The following is an 18295-nucleotide window of genomic DNA, read 5'->3' on the forward strand; positions in this document are numbered from 1 at the left end:
GCAATGGAAACAGGGATGAGCCGAAGATGAGCAACGGCGACAAGGCCAAGCGCAAGAACGGGCTCACCTATGCCGAGGCAGGCGTCGATATCGATGCCGGCAATCTGATGGTCGAGAAGATCAAGCCGCTCGTGCGCGCGACGCGCCGGCCGGGCGCCGACGGCGAGATCGGCGGCTTCGGCGGCCTGTTCGATTTGAAAGCCGCCGGCTTCACCGATCCGGTGCTGGTCGCGGCCAATGACGGGGTCGGCACCAAGCTCAAGATCGCCATCGATTCCGGCAAGCACGATACGATCGGCATCGACCTCGTCGCCATGTGCGTCAACGATATCGTCGTGCAAGGCGCCGAGCCGCTGTTCTTCCTCGACTATTTCGCCACCGGCAAGCTCGATCCGGACCAGGGCGCGTCCATCGTCGGCGGCATCGCGCAAGGCTGCCGTCAGGCCGGCTGCGCGCTGATCGGCGGCGAGACCGCCGAGATGCCCGGCATGTATCACGACAAGGATTACGACCTTGCCGGTTTTGCCGTGGGCGCGGCCGAGCGCGGCCAGTTGCTGCCCACCGACGACATCGTCGAGGGCGACGTGCTGCTTGGCCTCGCCTCCTCCGGCCTCCACTCCAACGGCTTTTCGCTGGTGCGCCGCATCGTCGACGCCAGCGGGCTTGGCTGGAGCGATCCGGCGCCGTTCAACGATGAGCTCAGCCTCGCCGAAGCGCTGCTCGAGCCGACGCGCATCTATGTGAAGTCGATCCTGAAGGCGATCCGCAACACGCATGGCATCAAGGCGCTGGCTCATATCACCGGCGGCGGTTTTCCGGAAAACATTCCGCGCGTGCTGCCCAAGGATTTCTCCGCCGAGCTCGACCTCGAAGCGATCGACGTACCGCCTGTATTCTCGTGGCTCGCCAGGACCGGCGGCGTGGCGCCGCAAGAAATGATGCGCACCTTCAACTGCGGCATCGGCATGATCCTCGCCGTTGCTTCCGGCCAGGCGGCGCAGGTGGCAGCGGTGCTGCAGGAAGCCGGCGAGACGGTGACGCCGATCGGTCGCATCGTGCCGCGCCGCGACGCCGGCGTCATCTACCGGGGCTCGATCGAACTATGAGCAGGAAACGCACGGTCGTCCTGATCTCGGGCCGCGGCTCCAACATGACGGCGCTGATCGCGGCAGCCAGCGACCCGACCTATCCGACCGAGATCGTCGGCGTCATTTCCGATCGTGCGAACGCCGCGGGCCTCGGCCTCGCGCAGTCGCGCGGCATCGCCACCAAGGTGATTCAGCGCGCCGACCATCCGAGCAAGGACGCACATGACGCTGCGATCGATGCCGCGCTTACCGGCTTCGGCGCCGAGATCGTGGCTCTGGCCGGCTATATGCGCATCCTCGGCCGCGGCCTGGTCGAAAAATGGCAGGGGCGCATGGTCAACATCCACCCTGCCCTTCTGCCTGCCTTCAAGGGGCTGGACACGCATGCGCGCGCCATCCGCGCGGGCGTGCGCATCCATGGCTGCTCCGTGCATTTCGTCACGCCCGAGATGGATGACGGGCCTATCATCGCCCAGGCCGCCGTGCCGGTGATGGTCGGCGACAACGAGGACACTTTAGCCGCGCGGGTGCTGAAGGTGGAGCACCGGCTCTATCCGCTGGCGCTCGGGCTGGTCGCCGAAGGCAAGGCGCGCATGGAAAAGGGCCACACCGTGCTTGCCCATTTCGCCGACGACGCCGACAACGCCACTTCAGTGGTGATGGCGCCCGACCCGCTGCGCGAGGAAACCGACCTCGAACAGCTGGCGCGCATCACGCCGTAGGACTGCCATGGCGACGCCGAGACAACTCCTTGTGCTGCGCCATGCCAAGTCGAGCCGGGACGATCCCAAGCTCGCCGATTTCGACCGTCCGCTCGCCCCGCGCGGGCTGAAGACGGCACCGCTGATCGGGCGCGAGCTTTCGCGGCGCGGCTGGCTGCCGGATCTGGCCCTGGTCTCGCAGGCGCTGCGCACCCGCGATACCTGGCGGCTGGTCGCCGCCGAATTACCGAAGCATGGGCCGGCGGAATTCGCCGAGGAGCTCTACGAGGCGGCGCCGGCCGCCATCCTGGCGTGCGTGCGGCAGGCGAAAGCCACCAGCCTGATCGTGATTGGTCACAATCCCGGCCTGCAGAATTTCGTGCTGCGGCTCGCCGGCACCGGATCGGATGAGAGCGTGTTCAAAAAAGTCGAAGCGAAGTTTCCGACGGCGGCACTGGCCCGGTTCACGGTGAAGGAGGATTGGGCGAACCTCGACTTCGGCGGAGCGCGACTGACGCATTTCGTCAGGCCGAAGGATTTGGAATAGAGCGCCTCTGTGCGCAGCCGGGCCTATAGTCGCGACACAAGCCGGCCTGCGGATAGCCGACTCCATAAAGCAGAGCGGCGGGACAAGCCCGCCGCTTTGAGATCCATCGAGGATCGACCGTCTAGTGGTTGCCGAACAGATCGCGGTCGGCGCCCTGGGTAACCGGCTTCTGGACGTTCGCATCAGACTTCTTGACCGAAGCGGTGTACGAGGTATCGACCGAAGCAGCCGGCTGGTGGGCGTTGGCCGAACCGTAGTTGTCGGAACCGGCGAAAGCGGCACCGGTGGCAACGAGAAGGGCAGCGGCGGTAAGAGCGATCTTGGTCATTTCAGTTACTCCAGATTTGAGGGGTGAGTTTGAAGAGGTCGGGCTGGCGGCCGGTTAGTGGTTGCCGAACAGGTCGCGGTCGCTGCCCTGGGTGACGGGCTTCTGGACATTCGCATCAGACTTCTTGACCGAAGCGGTGTACGAGGTGTCGACCGAAGCAGCCGGCTGGTTGGCGTTGGCCGAACCGTAGTTGTCGGAGCCGGCGAAAGCAGCACCAGTGGCAACGAGAAGGGCAGCGGCGGTAAGAGCGATCTTGGTCATTTCAGTTACTCCAGATTTGAGAGTTGTGGTTCTGATCGGTTCGGGACGGAGGCCTAGCGGCCCCAAATGCCCTGGCCGGATTCCGGCTGGTTCTGATCGGGCGTGATCCTGAGATCGCGCTGCTCGAACTTGCGGATCGAACCGGTGATGCTGCGGTCGATGTTGTCGCCCGACCGCGGCGCAACCGACTGGGCGACGGCCGGCTGGTTGACGTTGTCGGAACCGTAATGGTCGCTGCCGGCGAAGGCGCTGCCCGTGGCAACGAGAAGGACCGCGGCGGTAAGAGCAATCTTGTTCATTTTAGATACTCCAGATTTTCAAAATTCTGTCCGTCAAGTGGCGTGCCGTAATGGAAATTCGCGTCGCTCGGACCACCCCGAGATGGGTCGGTCCTGTTGCCATTTCCAATCACGAAGATGTGCAAATCGAACCGTTCGGTTCGACCTTGAAATCGCGTGAACAGCGCGGCTGCCACATTCTTTTGTTTGAATATCAACTACTTGCAATAGTAGCGGACGAGGTTTCACGGTCTGGACAACGAGCCAGCGTTCACCTGAGTTACACGAACCGTCAACATAAATTGAACCGAACCGTTCGGTTTTATCCATCGCGCGAGCGAATTGGGCCTCCAGGCTGACCGACGGAACCGATTTCAGCCGGCGTTTGCCTTGTCCGCGGATCGAGACTATCGATTGCTTTCAAATTGTCCGTTCGGACCGCCGAGCCGCGCTTGCGAAAGCCCGGCGCCACCCGGATGGAGGCATTGCCGAACAGCGATGGACGATGCGGCTCCTGCTTGTCGAAGACAATCGCGAACTGGCCGATTGGCTGAGCAAGACGCTGCGCCAGGCGAGCTACGTCGTCGACGTCGTACATGACGGCGAGGACGTCGAGCATGCGCTGGCGGCCGGCGACCATGCGCTGATCATCCTCGACCTCGCCCTGCCGCGCATGGGCGGGATGGAAGTGCTGAAGCGGCTGAGGGCCCGCGGCAACCCGGTGCCGGTCATCGTGCTCACCGCCAATGCCAGTCTCGACGGCCGGGTGAAGGGCCTCAACGAGGGCGCCGACGACTATCTGGCAAAACCCTTCCAGATCGAGGAACTGGAAGCGCGTATCCGCGTGCAGCTGCGCCGTGCCAACGACCGGACAGCGCCCGTCATCTCCTGCGGCGACCTCGTCTTCGACACCAACACCAGGCTGTTCTCGCTCGGCGGCGCGGCGCTTTCGCTGACCCCGCGCGAACATGCGGTGCTGGAACAGCTGGTGGTCAAGGCGGGGCGCACGGTGAGCAAGGCGGCACTCTCGGCGGCGATCTACGACTTCGACACCGACGCCGATCCCAGCGCCATCGAGATCTACGTGCATCGGCTGCGCAAGAAGCTGGAAGGCTCGCGCGTGCAGATCGCCACCTTGCGCGGCCTTGGCTATCTGCTCCGTCATGAAGATTAGGGGCCATGAAGATTAGCAGCCTCCGCCTGCAATTGCTGGCATGGGTGGTGCTGCCGCTTGCCGCGCTGGTGACGGTCAATCTGTGGACCAGCCAGCGCAACGCGCTGGCGACGGCAGATCTGGTCACCGACCGGATGCTGGTCGGCTCGGCGCGCGCGATCGCCGAGCGGGTGGCGATGGCCGAAGGCGTGCTCGACGCCACCATTCCGCCGGCGGCGATCGAGATGTTCGACACCGGCGACCGCGACAGCGTCTACTACCGGGTCGAGACCGCCAACGGCCGGCTGCTGACCGGATATCCCGACCTCCCCCAGGCGTCGCAGAGCGGCAGCATCGAGGCTTCCTATCGCGATCGCCGGCTGCGTCTGACAACGCTCAGCCATGCCGTGATCGGCGCCGGCACGGATTCGCCGATCAGGGTCACGGTGGGCGTCACGCTCGCTGGCCATGACGCGATGGTGCAGCGGCTGTGGTTCAGCGCCTTTGCCCAGCAGCTGGCGCTGGTGGCGATCGCCGGCCTCTTCGTGCTGCTTGGCCTGCGCCGCGGGCTGGCGCCGCTAATGCGCCTGCGCGATACGGTGCGCTCGCCGGATCGCAGCGATCTCGACCCGGTCGAGGTGCCAGGCGCGCAAAGCGAGATCCGGCCGCTGATCGACGCGCTCAACGCCTATATGGAGCGCGTGCGGGCGCAGATGGCGGCGCAGCGCCGCTTCATCGCCAATGCCGCGCACCAGCTGCGCACGCCGCTGGCGCTCATGTCGACACAGGCGAGCTATGCGCTGCGCGAGAGCGCCACCGACCGGCGCGACGAGGCGCTGGTGGCCCTACAGGCAGGCTCCGGCCGGCTGGCGCGGCTGGCCGAACAGCTGCTTACGCTGTCGCGCGCCGAGCCGGGCAGCCGCCGGCCGCGCGCCGACCGCATCGACCTCACCGAAGCCGCCCGCGAGGTGCTGGAAACACATGCGCCGAAGGCCGTCGAGCGCAACATAGACCTTGGGCTCGAGGAAGCCGGACCTGTTCCCGTCATCGGCGACGGCACCATGCTGCGCGAGATGATCGTCAACCTGGTCGACAACGCGCTGCGCTACACGCCAGCTAGCGGCACGGTGACCGTCAAGCTGGCCGCGATCGGTCGCGAGGGCGTCCTGACGGTCACCGACACCGGTCCCGGCATTCCGGCCGAAGAGCGCGAGCAGGTCTTCGAGCGCTTCTACCGCATTGCCGGTGCTGCCGAGGAAGGCAGCGGGCTCGGACTCGCGATCGTACGCGAGGTGGTCGAGAATGCCGGCGGCAGCGTTGCGCTTGGCGGGGCCGCCGGCAGCGGGCTCAGAGTCGAGGTCCGGCTGCCGCTCGCCGCGCCCCAGGACAGGCCGACTGGAGCGGTCAGGCCTCCTGCTCGTTGAACGGCGCCGGACGCCATTTGACGACGTAGTTCTCGAAACGGGTGATGATGAACTCCACCACCAGCGCCATCACCGCCAGGATAATCATGGCGGCGAAGACGCCATTGGCGTTGAACGCGCCCTGGGCGGTCGAGATCAGCAAGCCCATGCCCTGCTTGGCGCCGAGGAACTCGCCGACCACGGCGCCGACCAGCGCGAAGCCAAAGCTGACATGCAGGCTCGCCAGGATCCAGCTCATGGCCGAGGGAATGATGACTGTGGTGGTGATCTGATAGGGTGAGGCGCCGAGGATCTGGGCGTTGGCGATCATCGCCCTGTCGGCCTCGCGCACGCCCTGGAAGGCGTTGGCGAAGACCACGAAGAACACCATGACGACGGCCAGCGCCACCTTGGAGGCCATGCCGAGGCCGAGCGCTATGATGAAGACCGAGCCCAGCACGACGCGCGGCACCGAGTTGGCGATCTTGATGTAGATCGAGAAGACATCCGCCAGGAGCTTGTTGCGGCCAAGGATGATGCCGGCGGCGATGCCGCCGACGGCGCCGATGGCGAAGCCGAGGAAAGTTTCCTCGAGCGTCACATAGATCTGCAGCCAGAGCGGCCCCTGCGAGGTGCCCTCGGTGACCCAGGACCAGATCTGCTCCCAGATGCCGGAGGGGCTTGAGAAGAAGAACGGATCGATGACGCCGAGATCGGCGCCAAGTTCCCAAAGAGCGAGGAAGACGATCAGGATGGCGAGCCGCAGGCCGATGACCAAGGCATGGCGGCGGCGCAGCCGCGCCCTCGCCCGGGCTTCCGCGGCGACGATCGAGGTCGCGCGGGCGGCTTGGTGAGAGGCTGGAGAGATGGCGGTCATGGCAAGTCTCCTTTCAATGGCCGGTCTGCAGGCCGCGGCTCTGGCCGAGCTGCACTTCCTCGCGCAGGTCGTTCCAGATCACCTTGGCGATCTCGATGAATTTCTGATCGTAGCGGATGTCGGCCATGACACGCGGGCGCGGCAGGTCGATGCGGTAGACGCTCTTCACCGTGCCCGGCCCGGCGGTGAGCACATAGACCTTGTCGGCCAGCGCCACCGCCTCCTCGAGATCGTGAGTGACGAAGACGACGGAGGATTTGAGTTCCGACCAGAGGCCGAGCAGCTCGTCCTGCATGGCGGTGCGGGTCTGCATGTCGAGCGCGCTGAACGGCTCGTCCATCAGCAGGATCTTTGGCTGGTTGATGAAGGTTTGCGCTAGCGCGACCCGTTTGCGCATGCCGCCAGAGAGCTGGTGCGGATAGTGTTTCTCGAAACGCGCAAGGCCGACGCGGGCGATCCAGTCGCGCGCCCGGTCATAGGCTTGCGCCTTCGGCGTGCCGCGATAGAGCGGGCCGGCGGCGACGTTGTCGATGACGCTGCGCCACGGAAACAGCGCGTCTGCCTGGAAGACGAAACCGATGTCGCGGCTGATCTCGGTTACGGGATTGCTCATGACGCGGACATTGCCGGTCGTCGGCCTGAGCAGCCCGGTGACGAGGTTAAGCGTCGTCGACTTGCCGCAGCCGGTCGGCCCGACGACGCAGGCGAACTCGCCGCGCGCCACCGTCATGGTGAAATCGCGGATGGCCGTCATCATGTGGCCGTCGGGGGTGACGAAGCGCAGCGTCACATCGTCGATGGCGATCGCGGCATCAGCCGGCGGCGCGGCTGGAGACAATTTCTCGGCCGCCATGGTTTGCAACTGCATGGCACACTCCTGTAGCGATGGTGCGAGGATGACTGGGGCTCGAGCCCATGGGCCCGCCGCGCCTCGGTATCCGGAAAGGCGCCGCTGCCGAATTGATTCAGGCAAGCGGCGCAACTTGTTGTTCTTCAACGACCGAGCCGGCAGGCCCGGCTCCCTGTCGGCGCTACTTGGCGGCGTCGACGAATGCCGTGGTATAGGTCTTCGACAGGTCGATCTGCTTGCCCTGCAGGCTCTTCGAGAAGGTCGACAGCACCTTCAGCACCGTCTCCGGGCCATCGGCGGGCATGCGGCCGTCAGGCGTGAACATCGCCTTGCCGCCGGCCAACCCTTGCACATAGAGGTCCTTGTTGCCGGCGTAATAATCCTTCGGCATCTGGTCCGCGATCTCTTCGGCCGAATGGCTGGCGATATACTTCATCGTCTTGACGAAAGCGTTGGCGAGCTTCTGCGCCTCGTCCTTATGGCTCTCGATCCAGGCGGACTGGACATAGAAGGATGCCGCCGGATAGTCGCCGCCCAGCGCTTCCCTGGTCTTTTCGGGCGTGCGCATATCGACCAGCACCTTGGCCTCGCCGGTCTGAAGCAGCTTGGCGATGGTCGGCTCGGTGGTCATGCCGGCCTGGATCTGGTCCTGCTTGACGGCGGCGATGAAAGTGTTGCCGGCGCCCACCGGCAGCAGCGTGTAGTCGCCCGGCTTCAGGCCGTTGCGCACGGCGAGATACTGCGTCAGGAAATCGGTCGAGGAGCCAAGACCGGTGACGCCGAGCGTGGCGCCCTTGAAGTCGGCCGGCGATTTGATTTCCGGATGCTTGGCCGAAACCAGCTCGACCTCGCCCGGCGCCTGGCTGAACTGGACGATCGACTGGATGTATTTGCCCTTCGACTGCAAGTCGACGGTGTGATCATAGAAGCCGACGACGCCCTGCACGGCACCGGCCAGCAACTCATTCTCGGCCTCGACGCCGGCGCGGGAGTTGACCAGCTCGACATCGAGCCCCTCATCCTTGAAGTAGCCGAGCTGCTGGGTGAGCACGGCCGGCAGGTAGATCTGCTTTTCCATGCCGCCGACGATGATAGTGATCTTGTCGGCAGCCGATGCCGCCGTGGCGCCCGCGGCGACGATGGCAAACGAAAGCGCCGCCGCACGCAAGACGCACTTCGAGATGAAACCGGTCACGTAACTTCCTCCACCTGGGCGGCGTGCCACCAGGCCACGCCGCATTTCCTCCTTGCCGGCCCGCTCCCGGACCGATCCCGCGGCGAACGCCGCAAAAATGTCATGGCATGCCCAAGCTTTCAGCTGGCTTTCAGTCATTTTAGCGGCCGAAAGAGCGAATTCCGCAGCTATCGCTGGTCACGAAGCGGCGAAGCCAAGCACATCGTGCATGCCGTATTCGCCTGGACACTGTCCGGCCACCCAGAGTGCCGCCGCGATGGCGCCGCGAGCAAACATCGAGCGGTCGCCAGCCGAGTGCGAGAGCGTCAGCGCCTCGCCCTCGGCGAGGAAGCTGACGGAATGCTCGCCGATGATGCTGCCGCCGCGCAGCACGGCGAAGCCGATCTCGCCGGCAGGGCGTGTGCCGACAATCCCATTTCGAGCGCGCCGCGCCACTTCGTCCAGCCTGACGCCGCGTCCGCGCGCCGCCGCCTCGCCCAACATCAGCGCCGTTCCGGACGGCGCATCGACCTTGAAACGGTGGTGCGCTTCCAGGATATCGATGTCGCAATCGTCAGCCCCAAGCGCCCGCGCCGCCTGCTCCACCAGCCCGGTCAGCATGTTGAGACCCAGCGAGTAACTGCCGGAGCGCACGATCGCGATCGTCTTCGCCGCGTCGGCGATCGTCTCCAGCTCGGAACCATCTAAGCCGGTGGAGCCGATCACCAGCGCCGGACCGCCGCGCGCCGCGCATGCCTTTGCTAGTTCGACTGACGCCGCCGGCGTGGTAAAGTCGATGACGACGTCGGCAAGCGCCAGCGCCGCGTCGCGCGCGACCAGCCCCTCGCCCGTGCTGCCCGGTCGATGGAAGCGGGCGACAAGCTCCAGCCGCGGATCGACCTGCACCGCCTCCGTCATCTCCCGGCCCATGCGGCCGAGCGCGCCGGCGATGGCTATTTTCAATGGTCGCGGCGGCAAGGGACACCTCGATGGAGACTTGGGGCCAACGTCGTCTTGGACAGAGCAAGAAGAAGTGAAGCGACGCAGCCACGCGACTTCGTCATCATCGGGCTTGATCCGAGGATCGTTGCCGTGATGGTCGCCGAAGAGGGCGGCGGCGCAGAATTCCGCACCTGCGGCGGCGCTCCCACGTAATGGCATGGGTCCTAGGGCCTGCGCGCGTCGCTTCGCTCCTTGCTCCGCCCCAGGATGACGAAGCAACGGGCGTTTTCGGCTAATCTCCCGGGCATGTGACCTGCCGAGCTCGCGCCACAGACCATCACAGCGCCCTGAGCCAGACCTTGTTGTCGTGGAGGGCAGCACCGCCATAGGGCGCCGGGGCGTCGGCACCGGTCAGCACGTTGATGCCTTCGCCGCGTTCATGCGCACTGTTCGGCCAGATGCCTTCCGCAATCACCACGCCGCGCTTCACGCCGTCGAAGAACCTGGCATGCAGCACCACGTCGCCGCGCCGGTTGCCGATCTCAACGCGGCCGCCGTCCTCGATGCCAAGCGCCGCGGCATCTTCCGGGTGCAGCAAAAGCTCCGGCCTGCCTTCCTTGGCTTTCGACACCGGCGTCTCGGCAAAACTGGAATTGAGGAAGTTGCGCGCCGGCGAAGTTGCCAGCCGGAACGGATGCTCTTCGTCCGCGACCTCGATCAGCTCGACATGGTCGGGGAATTCCGGCAGACGCTCGACCGGTCCGAACAAGCCCATGCTCTTCGGCGGCCGGTTCGGCGCTGACTGCCCGGTCCAATTGGGCCGGAAGTGGAATTTCTTGTCGGCATGGCCGAAGCCGTTGATGAAATGCGCGTCGTCGAAATCGGGTTGCAGGTCGACCCACTTCTGTTCCTTCAGGCTGTCGAAGCTGCCTAGCCCGCGCTTGCCGAGGATGATGTCGATATGTTCTTTCTCGGTCAGGCCAAAGCCCGGCCGGTCGCCGACGCCCAGCCGTTTGCCGAGCTCCTCATTGACGTAGTGGTTGGTGCGCGGCCCCTCCGGCGGCTCGATCAGCTTGGGGCCGAGCGTGATGTGCTGGTTGCCGCCACCCTTGTAGATGTCGTCATGTTCCAGAAACATCGTCGCCGGCAGCACGACGTCGGCGAGCTTGGCCGTATCGGTCATGAACTGCTCGTGCACGCAGGTGAACAGGTCCTCCCGCAGGAAACCTTTTCTGACCAGCCGCTGCTCGGGCGCGACATTGGCGGGATTGGTGTTCTGGATCAGCGTCGCCGTCACCGGCGGACCGCCATAAAGCGCATCCTCGGCACCGGTCAGCACCGGGCCGATGCGCGAATGGTCGAGATAGCGCACCTTCGGGTCGCGCATCGCGGTGCCTTCGAGCACATCCTGATTCAGCTTGAAGATCCCGGAATTGGAGTGAAAGGCGCCGCCGCCCTCATATTGCCAGGCGCCGGTAACCGCAGCGATGCATGAGGCGGCATGCATATTGACCGAGCCGTTGCGCTGGCGCGCAAAACCGTAGCCGAGGCGGAAGTAGGTCTTCTTCGTTGTGCCGACCAGATGCGCGAAGGTCTCGATCTCGGTGACTGTCAGACCCGTGATTGCCGCCGCCCATTCGGGCGTGCGCGTCCTCAGATGTTCTTGCAGCCCGCGCGGATCGTCGGTGTATTTTTCCAGATAGGCGCGGTCGGCCATGCCGTCGCGAAACAAGACATGCATGACCGCGCAAGCCAGCGCGCCGTCGGTGCCGGGTTTTAACACCAGGCCGAGATCGGCCTGCTTCATGGTGGCGTTGTCGTAGATGTCGATGGCGACGATCTTGGCGCCGCGCTCTTTTCGCGCCCTCGTCGCATGGGTCATGACGTTGACCTGTGTAACCACGGCATTGGTGCCCCAGATCACCACGCAGTCGGACTTCGCCATCTCACGCGGATCGGGGCCGCGCAGAGCGCCCGCTCCCATCATCCAGCCGGTCCAGGCGAGATTGGTGCAGATCGAGCCGAAGAAGCCCGAATATCTCTTCGCGTGCCGCAGCCGCTCGATACCGTCGCGCTGCACCAATCCCATCGTACCGGCGTAAAAATAGGGCCAGACCGTCTCCGAGCCGTATTTCTCTTCGGCCGCGATGAACTTCTCGGCGACGAGGTCGAGCGCCGCTTCCCAACTGGCTTCCTTCCAGGCGCCCTCCCCCTTGCCGCCCGCGCGCACCAGCGGCTTCAGCAGCCGGTCGGGGTGATGGACGCGGTCCGCATAGCGCGCGACCTTGGCGCAGACGACTCCTGCCGTGTAGCTGTTCGCTTTCGCGCCGTGGACGCGGCCGATGCGGTTATTGTCGAGCAGCTCCACCTCGAGCGCGCAGGTGGAAGGACAGTCATGCGGACAGGCCGAATGGCCGATCCCGAGCTTGGCGTGCTGGTTCATGCGAGGGTGTGTAGCGGGTTTTGCGGGAGAGGTGTAGGGCCAGATGGGGCTCCTCCTTCTCCCCTTGTGGGAGAAGGTGGCCGAGCGAAGCTCGGTCGGATGAGGGGTGTTGGAAGGATCGCTACGACAAAGAAATGGGCGATCGAAGCCGCCTGTTGTTCGGCGCGTCACTCCATCCAACACCCCTCATCCGTCTCGGCGCTTCGCGCCGATCCACCTTCTCCCACAAGGGGAGAAGGGGAACCGCCCTACTCCGCGATCCCCTCCTCATATTCCGCCGACATCGTCAGCCACTTGTCCTCGTTGAGGGCAAGTGTGTGGGCAAGCTGCGAGCGCTCCTTGGCCAGCCGCGTCGCGGTCGAGGGGTCCTTCTCGTAGATCGCCGGGTTGGCGAGCTCGTCCTCGATCAGGTCGATGCGCTTGCGGATGCGGTCCATCAGCGCCTCGGTGGCGCGGATCTCTTTGGCTAGAGGCTCGAGCGCCGAGCGCCGGGCGGCGGCCTCGCGGCGACGGTCGGCCTTGGATGCCTTGTCCGCCTCCTTCTGTTCCCGACGATTTGAGGAAACGCCGGTGACCAGCGTTTTGTAGTCCTCCAGGTCGCCGTCATAAGGATTGACCGCGCCGTCCTTGACCAGCCACAGCCGGTCCGCCGTCGCCTCCAGAAGATGCCGGTCGTGCGAGATGAGGATCACCGCGCCAGGGAAATCATTGAGCGCATGGATCAGCGATTCACGGCTGTCGATGTCGAGGTGGTTGGTGGGCTCGTCGAGGATGAACAGGTTCGGCCCCTCGAAGGCCGAGAGCCCCATCAGGAGACGCGCCTTCTCGCCACCGGACAGATCTCTCGCCGCGGTATTCATCTTCTCGGTCGAGAGCCCGAACTGCGCAACGCGGGCGCGCACCTTGGCTTCCGGCGCATCGGGCATCAGCCGGCGCACATGCTCATAGGCGCTTTCCTCGGGACGCAGATCGTCGAGCTGGTGCTGCGCGAAGATCGCCACCTTCAGGCCCGGCGCCACCGTCATCGTGCCGGTCTCGGCTTTGAGGCGGCCGGCGAGCATCTTGGCGAACGTCGATTTGCCGTTGCCGTTGGCGCCGAGCAGCGCGATGCGATCGTCGGCATCGATGCGCAGCGTCATCTTCTTCAGCACCGGATTGCCCTCGGTGTAGCCGACATTGACGCCGTTGAGCGCCACGATCGGCGAGGCCACCGTCTTCACCGGCTCGGGGAAGGAGAACGGCCGCACCGTGTCGTTCACCACCGCGGCGATCGGCTTCATCTTCTCCAGCGCCTTCAGCCGCGATTGCGCCTGCCTGGCCTTCGAGGCCTTGGCGCGAAAACGCTCGACGAAGGATTCCATATGCTTGCGCTGCGCTTCCTGCTTGACGCGGCTCTTTTCCTGCAGCTCGCGCTGCTCGGTGAGCTGGCGCTCGAACTGGTCGTAGCCGCCGCGCCAGAAGGTCAGCTTCTTCTGGTCGAGATGGACGATCGAATTGACCGCGCGGTTGAGCAGGTCGCGATCATGCGAGATGAGCAAAACCGTGTGCGGATACTTTGCGACATAGTTCTCGAGCCAGAGCGTGCCTTCGAGGTCGAGATAGTTGGTCGGCTCGTCGAGCAACAGGAGATCGGGTTCGGAGAACAGCACGGCGGCCAAGGCCACGCGCATGCGCCAGCCGCCGGAGAAGGACGAAGCCGGCCGCTTCTGCGCGGCATCGTCGAAGCCGAGGCCGGCAAGGATGGTGGCGGCGCGGGATTCGGCCGAATGCGCATCGATGTCGGCGAGCCGCGTGTGGATTTCCGCGATGCGGTGCGGATCGGTCGCGGTCTTCTCCTCTTCCAGCAAGGCCTGCCGCTCGACATCGGCTTTCAGCACGATGTCGATCAGCGGCTCCTCGGTGCCCGGCGCTTCCTGTGCGACCTGGCCGATGCGGGTGTTTTTCGGCAGGCTGATCGAGCCGGTCTCGGAGGGGAAATCGGCCGTGATTGCCTTGAACAGTGTCGTCTTGCCGGTGCCATTGCGGCCGACGAGACCGGCCTTGGTGCCGGCCGGCAGGGTCAGCGAGGCATGATCGAGAAGCAGGCGCCCCGCCATGCGCAGCGAGAGATCGTTGATGATAAGCATGGGCGGGCTTTTGCACCGGACGTCGGCGCTTCGCAAGAGCCAGGCCTGGAGGACGGCTCGCCGTGTTCCGGGCGCCGGTCCCGAGCCCAATCAGGGAACCAGTTGCCGGCCGAAGCGTTCTGAGCCCCGTGATCCGCTATTTCGCCCTCGCCTTCATCTTCTTCCAGGTCGCCACGACCGCCGCGCTGGCGACACAGGTGGTGCTGTTTGAGGGCGAGACGGCCGCAGTGCTCCCCTTAACTGACCCGGCAAGCGCGGCGTCGACACTGCCAGTCTCCGCCCAAGTGGGGGAGATGACCGGCAGGCCAGAGGCGGACGCGAGGAAACACCTGCTGATCCAAATTTATCCTGGAAAACAATCCCAGACGTTGCCTACGCAATAGACCGATAGGCCGGCGGCGCAGCGCCGCTCTGGGCTGCCGTGCGTCGAAAGCTTTTGGCCCAGGCCTGATGCTTTCCGAAAATTGAGTTCAGTTTTGTCGTGACCCTGCGAATTTGGCATTGCACTGTGAGTGGCGCGTAAGCGCCAAGAATGATCAAGAAGAACAACAACAATAACTTGGCTTGTTTAGGAGCTCACGATGGACGGGGCGGCAAACGATCTGCTGAGATATGTGGCGGAGATCACGCGCAGGCTGGCAAAGATGCTTTCAAGCACGCGCTGTCAAATGTTTGTCTATTTTCTGGAAATGACCGCCGTCGAGGCGGACAGCCTCGCCGCCGACCAGGATCGAGGCACCGGGGCGCGCAAGCTGCCGCGCAATTGAAGGCGGCCCGAGCGGGTCCGGCAACAGGTGCTGACGCTGAATACCGCTCCTCACATGATTCCGGAAAACCGCTGCGCGATTGTCTCGGAACCGCCTTGACCATGCGCCTTTTCAGCCGCCGATGATGCCGTCCAGGACCGCGAGGCATCTCAGCCGTCGCGCAGCGACGACCGGCCGGTCGTCATGCTCGACGATGGCGCGCTCGAAATTGTCGAGCGCGTCGAGCGCGGTACGCAGATCGATGGCCGGCAGGTCCAATGAAAACAGGACACGCCGCGCCTTGACCCCTCGCCGGCAACGGCGCAAGACTGGATGGCCACCCTGCGACGCAACGCGTCGAGCGCGGCAAAGCGGTCGGCCGACGGCGTGGCGCCGTCCGTTGCGGGCAGCATGACCTTCGGCTCAGGCCTTGGCTTTGCGCTTGCCCCTGCCGGAATCCGCGGCCGGCTTGCGGCCCAGGCCGGAAGACTTGGCCAGCGCCGAGCGAGTGGCCGAATAACTGGGCGCCACCATCGGATAGTCCGCCGGCAGGCCCCATTTCGCGCGATATTCGTCCGGCGTCAGCCCATGGTCGGTCGACAGGTGCCGCTTCAGCGACTTGAACTTCTTGCCGTCCTCGAGGCAGACGATGTAGTCGGGGAATACCGAACGCTTCGGATTGACGGCCGGCGTCTGCGGCGCGCTTTCCTTCACCGGGGCGCCCCCGGCGAGCTTGCGCACCGAAGCGCTGACGCTGGCGATCAGATCAGGTAGGCCGGATGCCGGAAGCGGGTTGTTGCCCACATAGGCCGAAACAATGTCGGCGGTCAGCTCGATTGCAGTCTTGTCGTCGATATTGGACAATTTTTTCACCTTCTGCTGGCTCTCAAATGACCAGCTGTTTTTAAGACTTTAGTCTAGGTATCTTATTGGACCTGTCCCCCAACGGACGTCCAGAGTCAGTAAACGTGCGAGACTCAATACCGAAGGTATGTTTTCACCGCGGGCCGCGACCGCGCAAGTTAGGAATTCTAATACCTACAACAAACACTTTACAGCACCGAAGCTCTGCACGGGCGAGGAAATGACGCAACAGCACTTCAATTTCTACGAGTAATTCCTGCAAAAATTGGAATTCTGGACGGAAAGCCAATAATTGCGAGCAGCGCTGGCTCTCCGATCATCGATCATGCCCGATTCGTTAGGGCAAGTCGCTTATTTCGCGGCAGCGCCGCGCCGGAGATCGGTCGGGCCGTCGGCCAGAATCTCCAGCACGCGTTTCCAGCGGGCGCAGCGGCCGAAATCCTTCTGCTCGATGGCCTTCTCAGCCTTCATGGCGGCATAGAGCTGCGCCTCGGCGCCGAATTCCTTGACCAGCCAATGCGCCTCCTGTCTGGCCCGGCGTTCGTCGTCGTCAAGCCCGCTCCCTGGCATGTTTCCTGGTACGATCCCTGGCATGGTCTTCAGCCCTCCGGACGTTCGATGCCGACAGCAATGCAACTGCCGATGACAAGGACGGCGCCAGCCATGGCCGTCATCGACAGGCTTTCGCCCGACAGCGCCAGCAAAAGCGTGGAAGCGATCGGCGTGAGATACGCCACGACCGCGAGCCGCCCATCCTGATCGAGGCTGAGCGCGCGCGACCAGAAATAATAGCCGAGCCCCATCGGCCCGGCGCCGAGATAGAGTCCGAGCAGCAGGTCCAAGCCGCCCAGGGCGGCGACGCCGTCATGCAGGCACCATGCGAAGGTCAGCGCCACGCCGATCAGCGCCGAAGGCAGCAGAAGCCGATCGGGCGGCACGGCAAGGCGGCCGACGGCAAGCGAGTAGAAGGCCATGCAAAGTGCCGAGCCGAAGGCGGCGCAATAACCGACGGGGCTACCTCCGAACCAGGCATGCGCGCCTCCGCCGGAGATCACCAGCGCGACGCCGGCGAAGCCAAGAGCGGCGGTCAGTCCAAGCAGCAGCGGCCGCCGCGGACGGCCGAGCACGATGACGGCGGCGGCGACCATCAGCGGCCAGGTATAGGCAACGAGATTGGCCTCGATGACCGGCATCGAGGCGAAGGCGATGTATTGCAGCACCATGGTGCCGACGAGGCCGATGAAGCCGACGGCGCAGGCGAGCACGGTACTCGCCTTCTCCCTCTGTGGGAGAAGCTGGATCGGCGCAGAGCCCCGAGACGGATGAGGGATGTTGGAAGAAACTCCTGCGTCGGCGATCCGTCCCGCCCCCTTGATCACAAGGGGAGAAGGGAAGAACCTGATCAGCGCAAAGACCAGCGCGGCGCCTGAGAACTGCAGGAACTGCACCTCCGATACCGGGTGATTGGCAAGCAGCGTCTTGCCGACGAAAGCGTTGGTTGCCCAGAGCGCCACGGCGCCGAAGGCAAAGGCCAGCGCCACCGGGGGAGCGGCGCTGGAACGGTCCTTCCGCCTTCCGGCGGTGACCGGGCCCAGGCTCAGCGATGCTGAAGGCGGCTGGCGACCGGCCGGATCGTCAGCCACTACCACGATTCCCTGGCTCCGCCGGAGACCGGATCGACAGCCGGCTTCGGCACGGGATGTTCTTCGGCATGGCGGCGATAGGCCGGCAGCTGGTTCGTCCAGACGTCCTCGGCCAGTTCGTTCACCCAGCCGCGGTCCTGGTCGTTGTCGGCGGCGAGGTAGAACATGCGGTTGTCGTCGACATAGGGCTTCGCCACCGAACGCTGGTTGAGCACCAGGGTGACGCGCGAGCCGAGCTGGATCGGCGCGGTGCGATGGAGCACGCCGAGGAACTGGCCGAGCGTGGCGTAATTCATCTTGTGGTCGATGCGCATGACCCTGTTGCGCGGCAGGTCGCTGCCGGATTCGAGGATGGCACGCCCCGTCTCGGAATCGTCGCAATAGATTTCAAGATGGCCGCCGATCAGAGGATCGCTGATCGAGAGCGGAATGAGTTCCGTCACCGGAACGCCATCGCAGTGCCAGTCGACGGCGCCGTCCTTGGGGTTCATGAAGGTGACGGTCGAGCCGACGATAGACAGCGGATAGGGTTCGAGCTTGGTGCCCATCATGTCGGACAGCCGTTCCAGCCGCAGCTTGTCGTTGAGCAGTTCCTTGATCTCGGGAATGTAGCGGTCCGCGCCAGTGATGAAGGTGAGGTCGAGATGCTTGTGCACGGCGTGGCTGGCCTTGAGCTTGAGCGCCGCCTCCTCGATCGCGGCGAGCAGTTGCGGGTCGTAGCCGTGAAGATACTGGGCGACGCCGAAGCTCGACACTTTCCACGCCGTATCATGACCGATGATGGCTTCACGGCTCATCGCATAGCGCAGTTCGGGGATTGTATGGGCGTTCATTCTACTTCTCCAAGGTCGGTGCAACACTTGGTAAACAG

At 64.6% G+C, this 18295-nt stretch carries 21 protein-coding genes; 7 read left to right on the forward strand and 14 right to left on the reverse strand.

The genetic code is table 11. From position 1 onward, the window contains the following. The first annotated feature begins 26 nt into the window (after nucleotides 1-26). From purM to CK222_RS08355, 3 genes are read left to right on the forward strand one after another with little or no spacing between them, the layout of a single operon-like run. Nucleotides 27-1106 (forward strand): phosphoribosylformylglycinamidine cyclo-ligase, encoded by a 1080-nt coding sequence (purM, locus tag CK222_RS08345; protein ID WP_067330457.1) that lies wholly within the window; start codon nucleotides 27-29, stop codon nucleotides 1104-1106. Further along, nucleotides 1103-1810 (forward strand): phosphoribosylglycinamide formyltransferase, encoded by a 708-nt coding sequence (gene purN, locus CK222_RS08350; RefSeq protein ID WP_066995863.1) that lies wholly within the window; start codon nucleotides 1103-1105, stop codon nucleotides 1808-1810. The genes purM and purN overlap by 4 nt, the downstream gene beginning before the upstream one ends. A gap of 7 nt (nucleotides 1811-1817) precedes the next feature. Continuing rightward, the gene (locus CK222_RS08355; RefSeq protein WP_095800031.1) at nucleotides 1818-2336 is read left to right on the forward strand and encodes a histidine phosphatase family protein; all 519 of its coding nucleotides are present in this window, start codon (nucleotides 1818-1820) and stop codon (nucleotides 2334-2336) included. A gap of 121 nt (nucleotides 2337-2457) precedes the next feature. Here CK222_RS08355 and CK222_RS08360 read toward each other — a convergent pair whose 3' ends face one another. From CK222_RS08360 to CK222_RS08370, 3 genes are read right to left on the reverse strand one after another with little or no spacing between them, the layout of a single operon-like run. After that, on the reverse strand, nucleotides 2458-2664 hold the full coding sequence (locus CK222_RS08360; RefSeq protein ID WP_067330449.1) for a DUF680 domain-containing protein: 207 nt from the start codon (nucleotides 2662-2664) through the stop codon (nucleotides 2458-2460). 54 nt (nucleotides 2665-2718) lie between these two features. Continuing rightward, on the reverse strand, nucleotides 2719-2925 hold the full coding sequence (locus CK222_RS08365; RefSeq protein WP_066995857.1) for a DUF680 domain-containing protein: 207 nt from the start codon (nucleotides 2923-2925) through the stop codon (nucleotides 2719-2721). 53 nt (nucleotides 2926-2978) lie between these two features. Beyond that, nucleotides 2979-3224 carry a DUF680 domain-containing protein gene (locus CK222_RS08370; protein WP_095800032.1) on the reverse strand — a complete coding sequence of 82 codons (246 nt, stop codon included), beginning with the start codon at nucleotides 3222-3224 and terminating at the stop codon, nucleotides 2979-2981. Between the two features lie 484 nt (nucleotides 3225-3708). Here CK222_RS08370 and CK222_RS08375 point away from each other — a divergent pair, with 484 nt between their 5' ends. Both CK222_RS08375 and CK222_RS08380 read left to right on the forward strand, forming a co-directional pair. Then, nucleotides 3709-4377 (forward strand): response regulator, encoded by a 669-nt coding sequence (locus tag CK222_RS08375; protein ID WP_066995918.1) that lies wholly within the window; start codon nucleotides 3709-3711, stop codon nucleotides 4375-4377. 5 nt (nucleotides 4378-4382) lie between these two features. After that, nucleotides 4383-5780 (forward strand): sensor histidine kinase, encoded by a 1398-nt coding sequence (locus CK222_RS08380; protein ID WP_095800033.1) that lies wholly within the window; start codon nucleotides 4383-4385, stop codon nucleotides 5778-5780. Here CK222_RS08380 and CK222_RS08385 read toward each other — a convergent pair. The 6 genes from CK222_RS08385 to CK222_RS08410 form a co-directional block, all read right to left on the reverse strand. Beyond that, nucleotides 5761-6636: an ABC transporter permease gene (locus CK222_RS08385; RefSeq protein WP_095800034.1), complete on the reverse strand. Its 876-nt coding sequence runs from the start codon at nucleotides 6634-6636 to the stop codon at nucleotides 5761-5763. The two genes, CK222_RS08380 and CK222_RS08385, sit on opposite strands and share 20 nt — an antisense overlap. A gap of 13 nt (nucleotides 6637-6649) precedes the next feature. Further along, on the reverse strand, nucleotides 6650-7504 hold the full coding sequence (locus tag CK222_RS08390) for an ABC transporter ATP-binding protein (protein WP_067330438.1): 855 nt from the start codon (nucleotides 7502-7504) through the stop codon (nucleotides 6650-6652). A 163-nt stretch (nucleotides 7505-7667) separates the two neighbouring features. Further along, nucleotides 7668-8654 (reverse strand): ABC transporter substrate-binding protein, encoded by a 987-nt coding sequence (locus tag CK222_RS08395; protein ID WP_245433000.1) that lies wholly within the window; start codon nucleotides 8652-8654, stop codon nucleotides 7668-7670. Nucleotides 8655-8858: 204 nt separating this feature from the next. Then, nucleotides 8859-9638: a 4-hydroxy-tetrahydrodipicolinate reductase gene (gene dapB, locus CK222_RS08400; protein ID WP_245432976.1), complete on the reverse strand. Its 780-nt coding sequence runs from the start codon at nucleotides 9636-9638 to the stop codon at nucleotides 8859-8861. A gap of 301 nt (nucleotides 9639-9939) precedes the next feature. Next, nucleotides 9940-12045: a molybdopterin oxidoreductase family protein gene (locus tag CK222_RS08405; protein ID WP_095800036.1), complete on the reverse strand. Its 2106-nt coding sequence runs from the start codon at nucleotides 12043-12045 to the stop codon at nucleotides 9940-9942. Nucleotides 12046-12293: 248 nt separating this feature from the next. Continuing rightward, nucleotides 12294-14171 carry an ABC-F family ATP-binding cassette domain-containing protein gene (locus CK222_RS08410; protein WP_095800037.1) on the reverse strand — a complete coding sequence of 626 codons (1878 nt, stop codon included), beginning with the start codon at nucleotides 14169-14171 and terminating at the stop codon, nucleotides 12294-12296. 128 nt (nucleotides 14172-14299) lie between these two features. Between CK222_RS08410 and CK222_RS08415 the strand changes: the two genes are divergently transcribed. Both CK222_RS08415 and CK222_RS08420 read left to right on the forward strand, forming a co-directional pair. Continuing rightward, complete coding sequence (locus CK222_RS08415; RefSeq protein WP_095800038.1) at nucleotides 14300-14554, forward strand: hypothetical protein; 255 nt, start codon at nucleotides 14300-14302, stop codon at nucleotides 14552-14554. A 198-nt stretch (nucleotides 14555-14752) separates the two neighbouring features. Then, on the forward strand, nucleotides 14753-14938 hold the full coding sequence (locus CK222_RS08420; protein ID WP_095800039.1) for a hypothetical protein: 186 nt from the start codon (nucleotides 14753-14755) through the stop codon (nucleotides 14936-14938). A gap of 111 nt (nucleotides 14939-15049) precedes the next feature. On the opposite strand, the gene CK222_RS32205 is transcribed toward CK222_RS08420, so the two are convergent. The 5 genes from CK222_RS32205 to CK222_RS32210 form a co-directional block, all read right to left on the reverse strand. Further along, nucleotides 15050-15196 carry a hypothetical protein gene (locus CK222_RS32205; protein ID WP_176477596.1) on the reverse strand — a complete coding sequence of 49 codons (147 nt, stop codon included), beginning with the start codon at nucleotides 15194-15196 and terminating at the stop codon, nucleotides 15050-15052. A 144-nt stretch (nucleotides 15197-15340) separates the two neighbouring features. After that, nucleotides 15341-15781, reverse strand: coding sequence for a MucR family transcriptional regulator (locus tag CK222_RS08425; protein WP_066995912.1), 441 nt, complete (start codon nucleotides 15779-15781; stop codon nucleotides 15341-15343). Nucleotides 15782-16132: 351 nt separating this feature from the next. Then, nucleotides 16133-16375 (reverse strand): hypothetical protein, encoded by a 243-nt coding sequence (locus CK222_RS08430; RefSeq protein ID WP_245418606.1) that lies wholly within the window; start codon nucleotides 16373-16375, stop codon nucleotides 16133-16135. Nucleotides 16376-16380: 5 nt separating this feature from the next. Further along, nucleotides 16381-17376, reverse strand: a complete 996-nt coding sequence (locus CK222_RS08435; protein WP_245433001.1) for a DMT family transporter — start codon at nucleotides 17374-17376, stop codon at nucleotides 16381-16383. 47 nt (nucleotides 17377-17423) lie between these two features. Then, nucleotides 17424-18257 carry a hypothetical protein gene (locus CK222_RS32210; protein WP_066995820.1) on the reverse strand — a complete coding sequence of 278 codons (834 nt, stop codon included), beginning with the start codon at nucleotides 18255-18257 and terminating at the stop codon, nucleotides 17424-17426. Nucleotides 18258-18295 lie beyond the last annotated feature (38 nt).

The organism is Mesorhizobium sp. WSM3866 (assembly GCF_002294795.1).
Classification (GTDB): Bacteria; Pseudomonadota; Alphaproteobacteria; order Rhizobiales; family Rhizobiaceae; genus Mesorhizobium.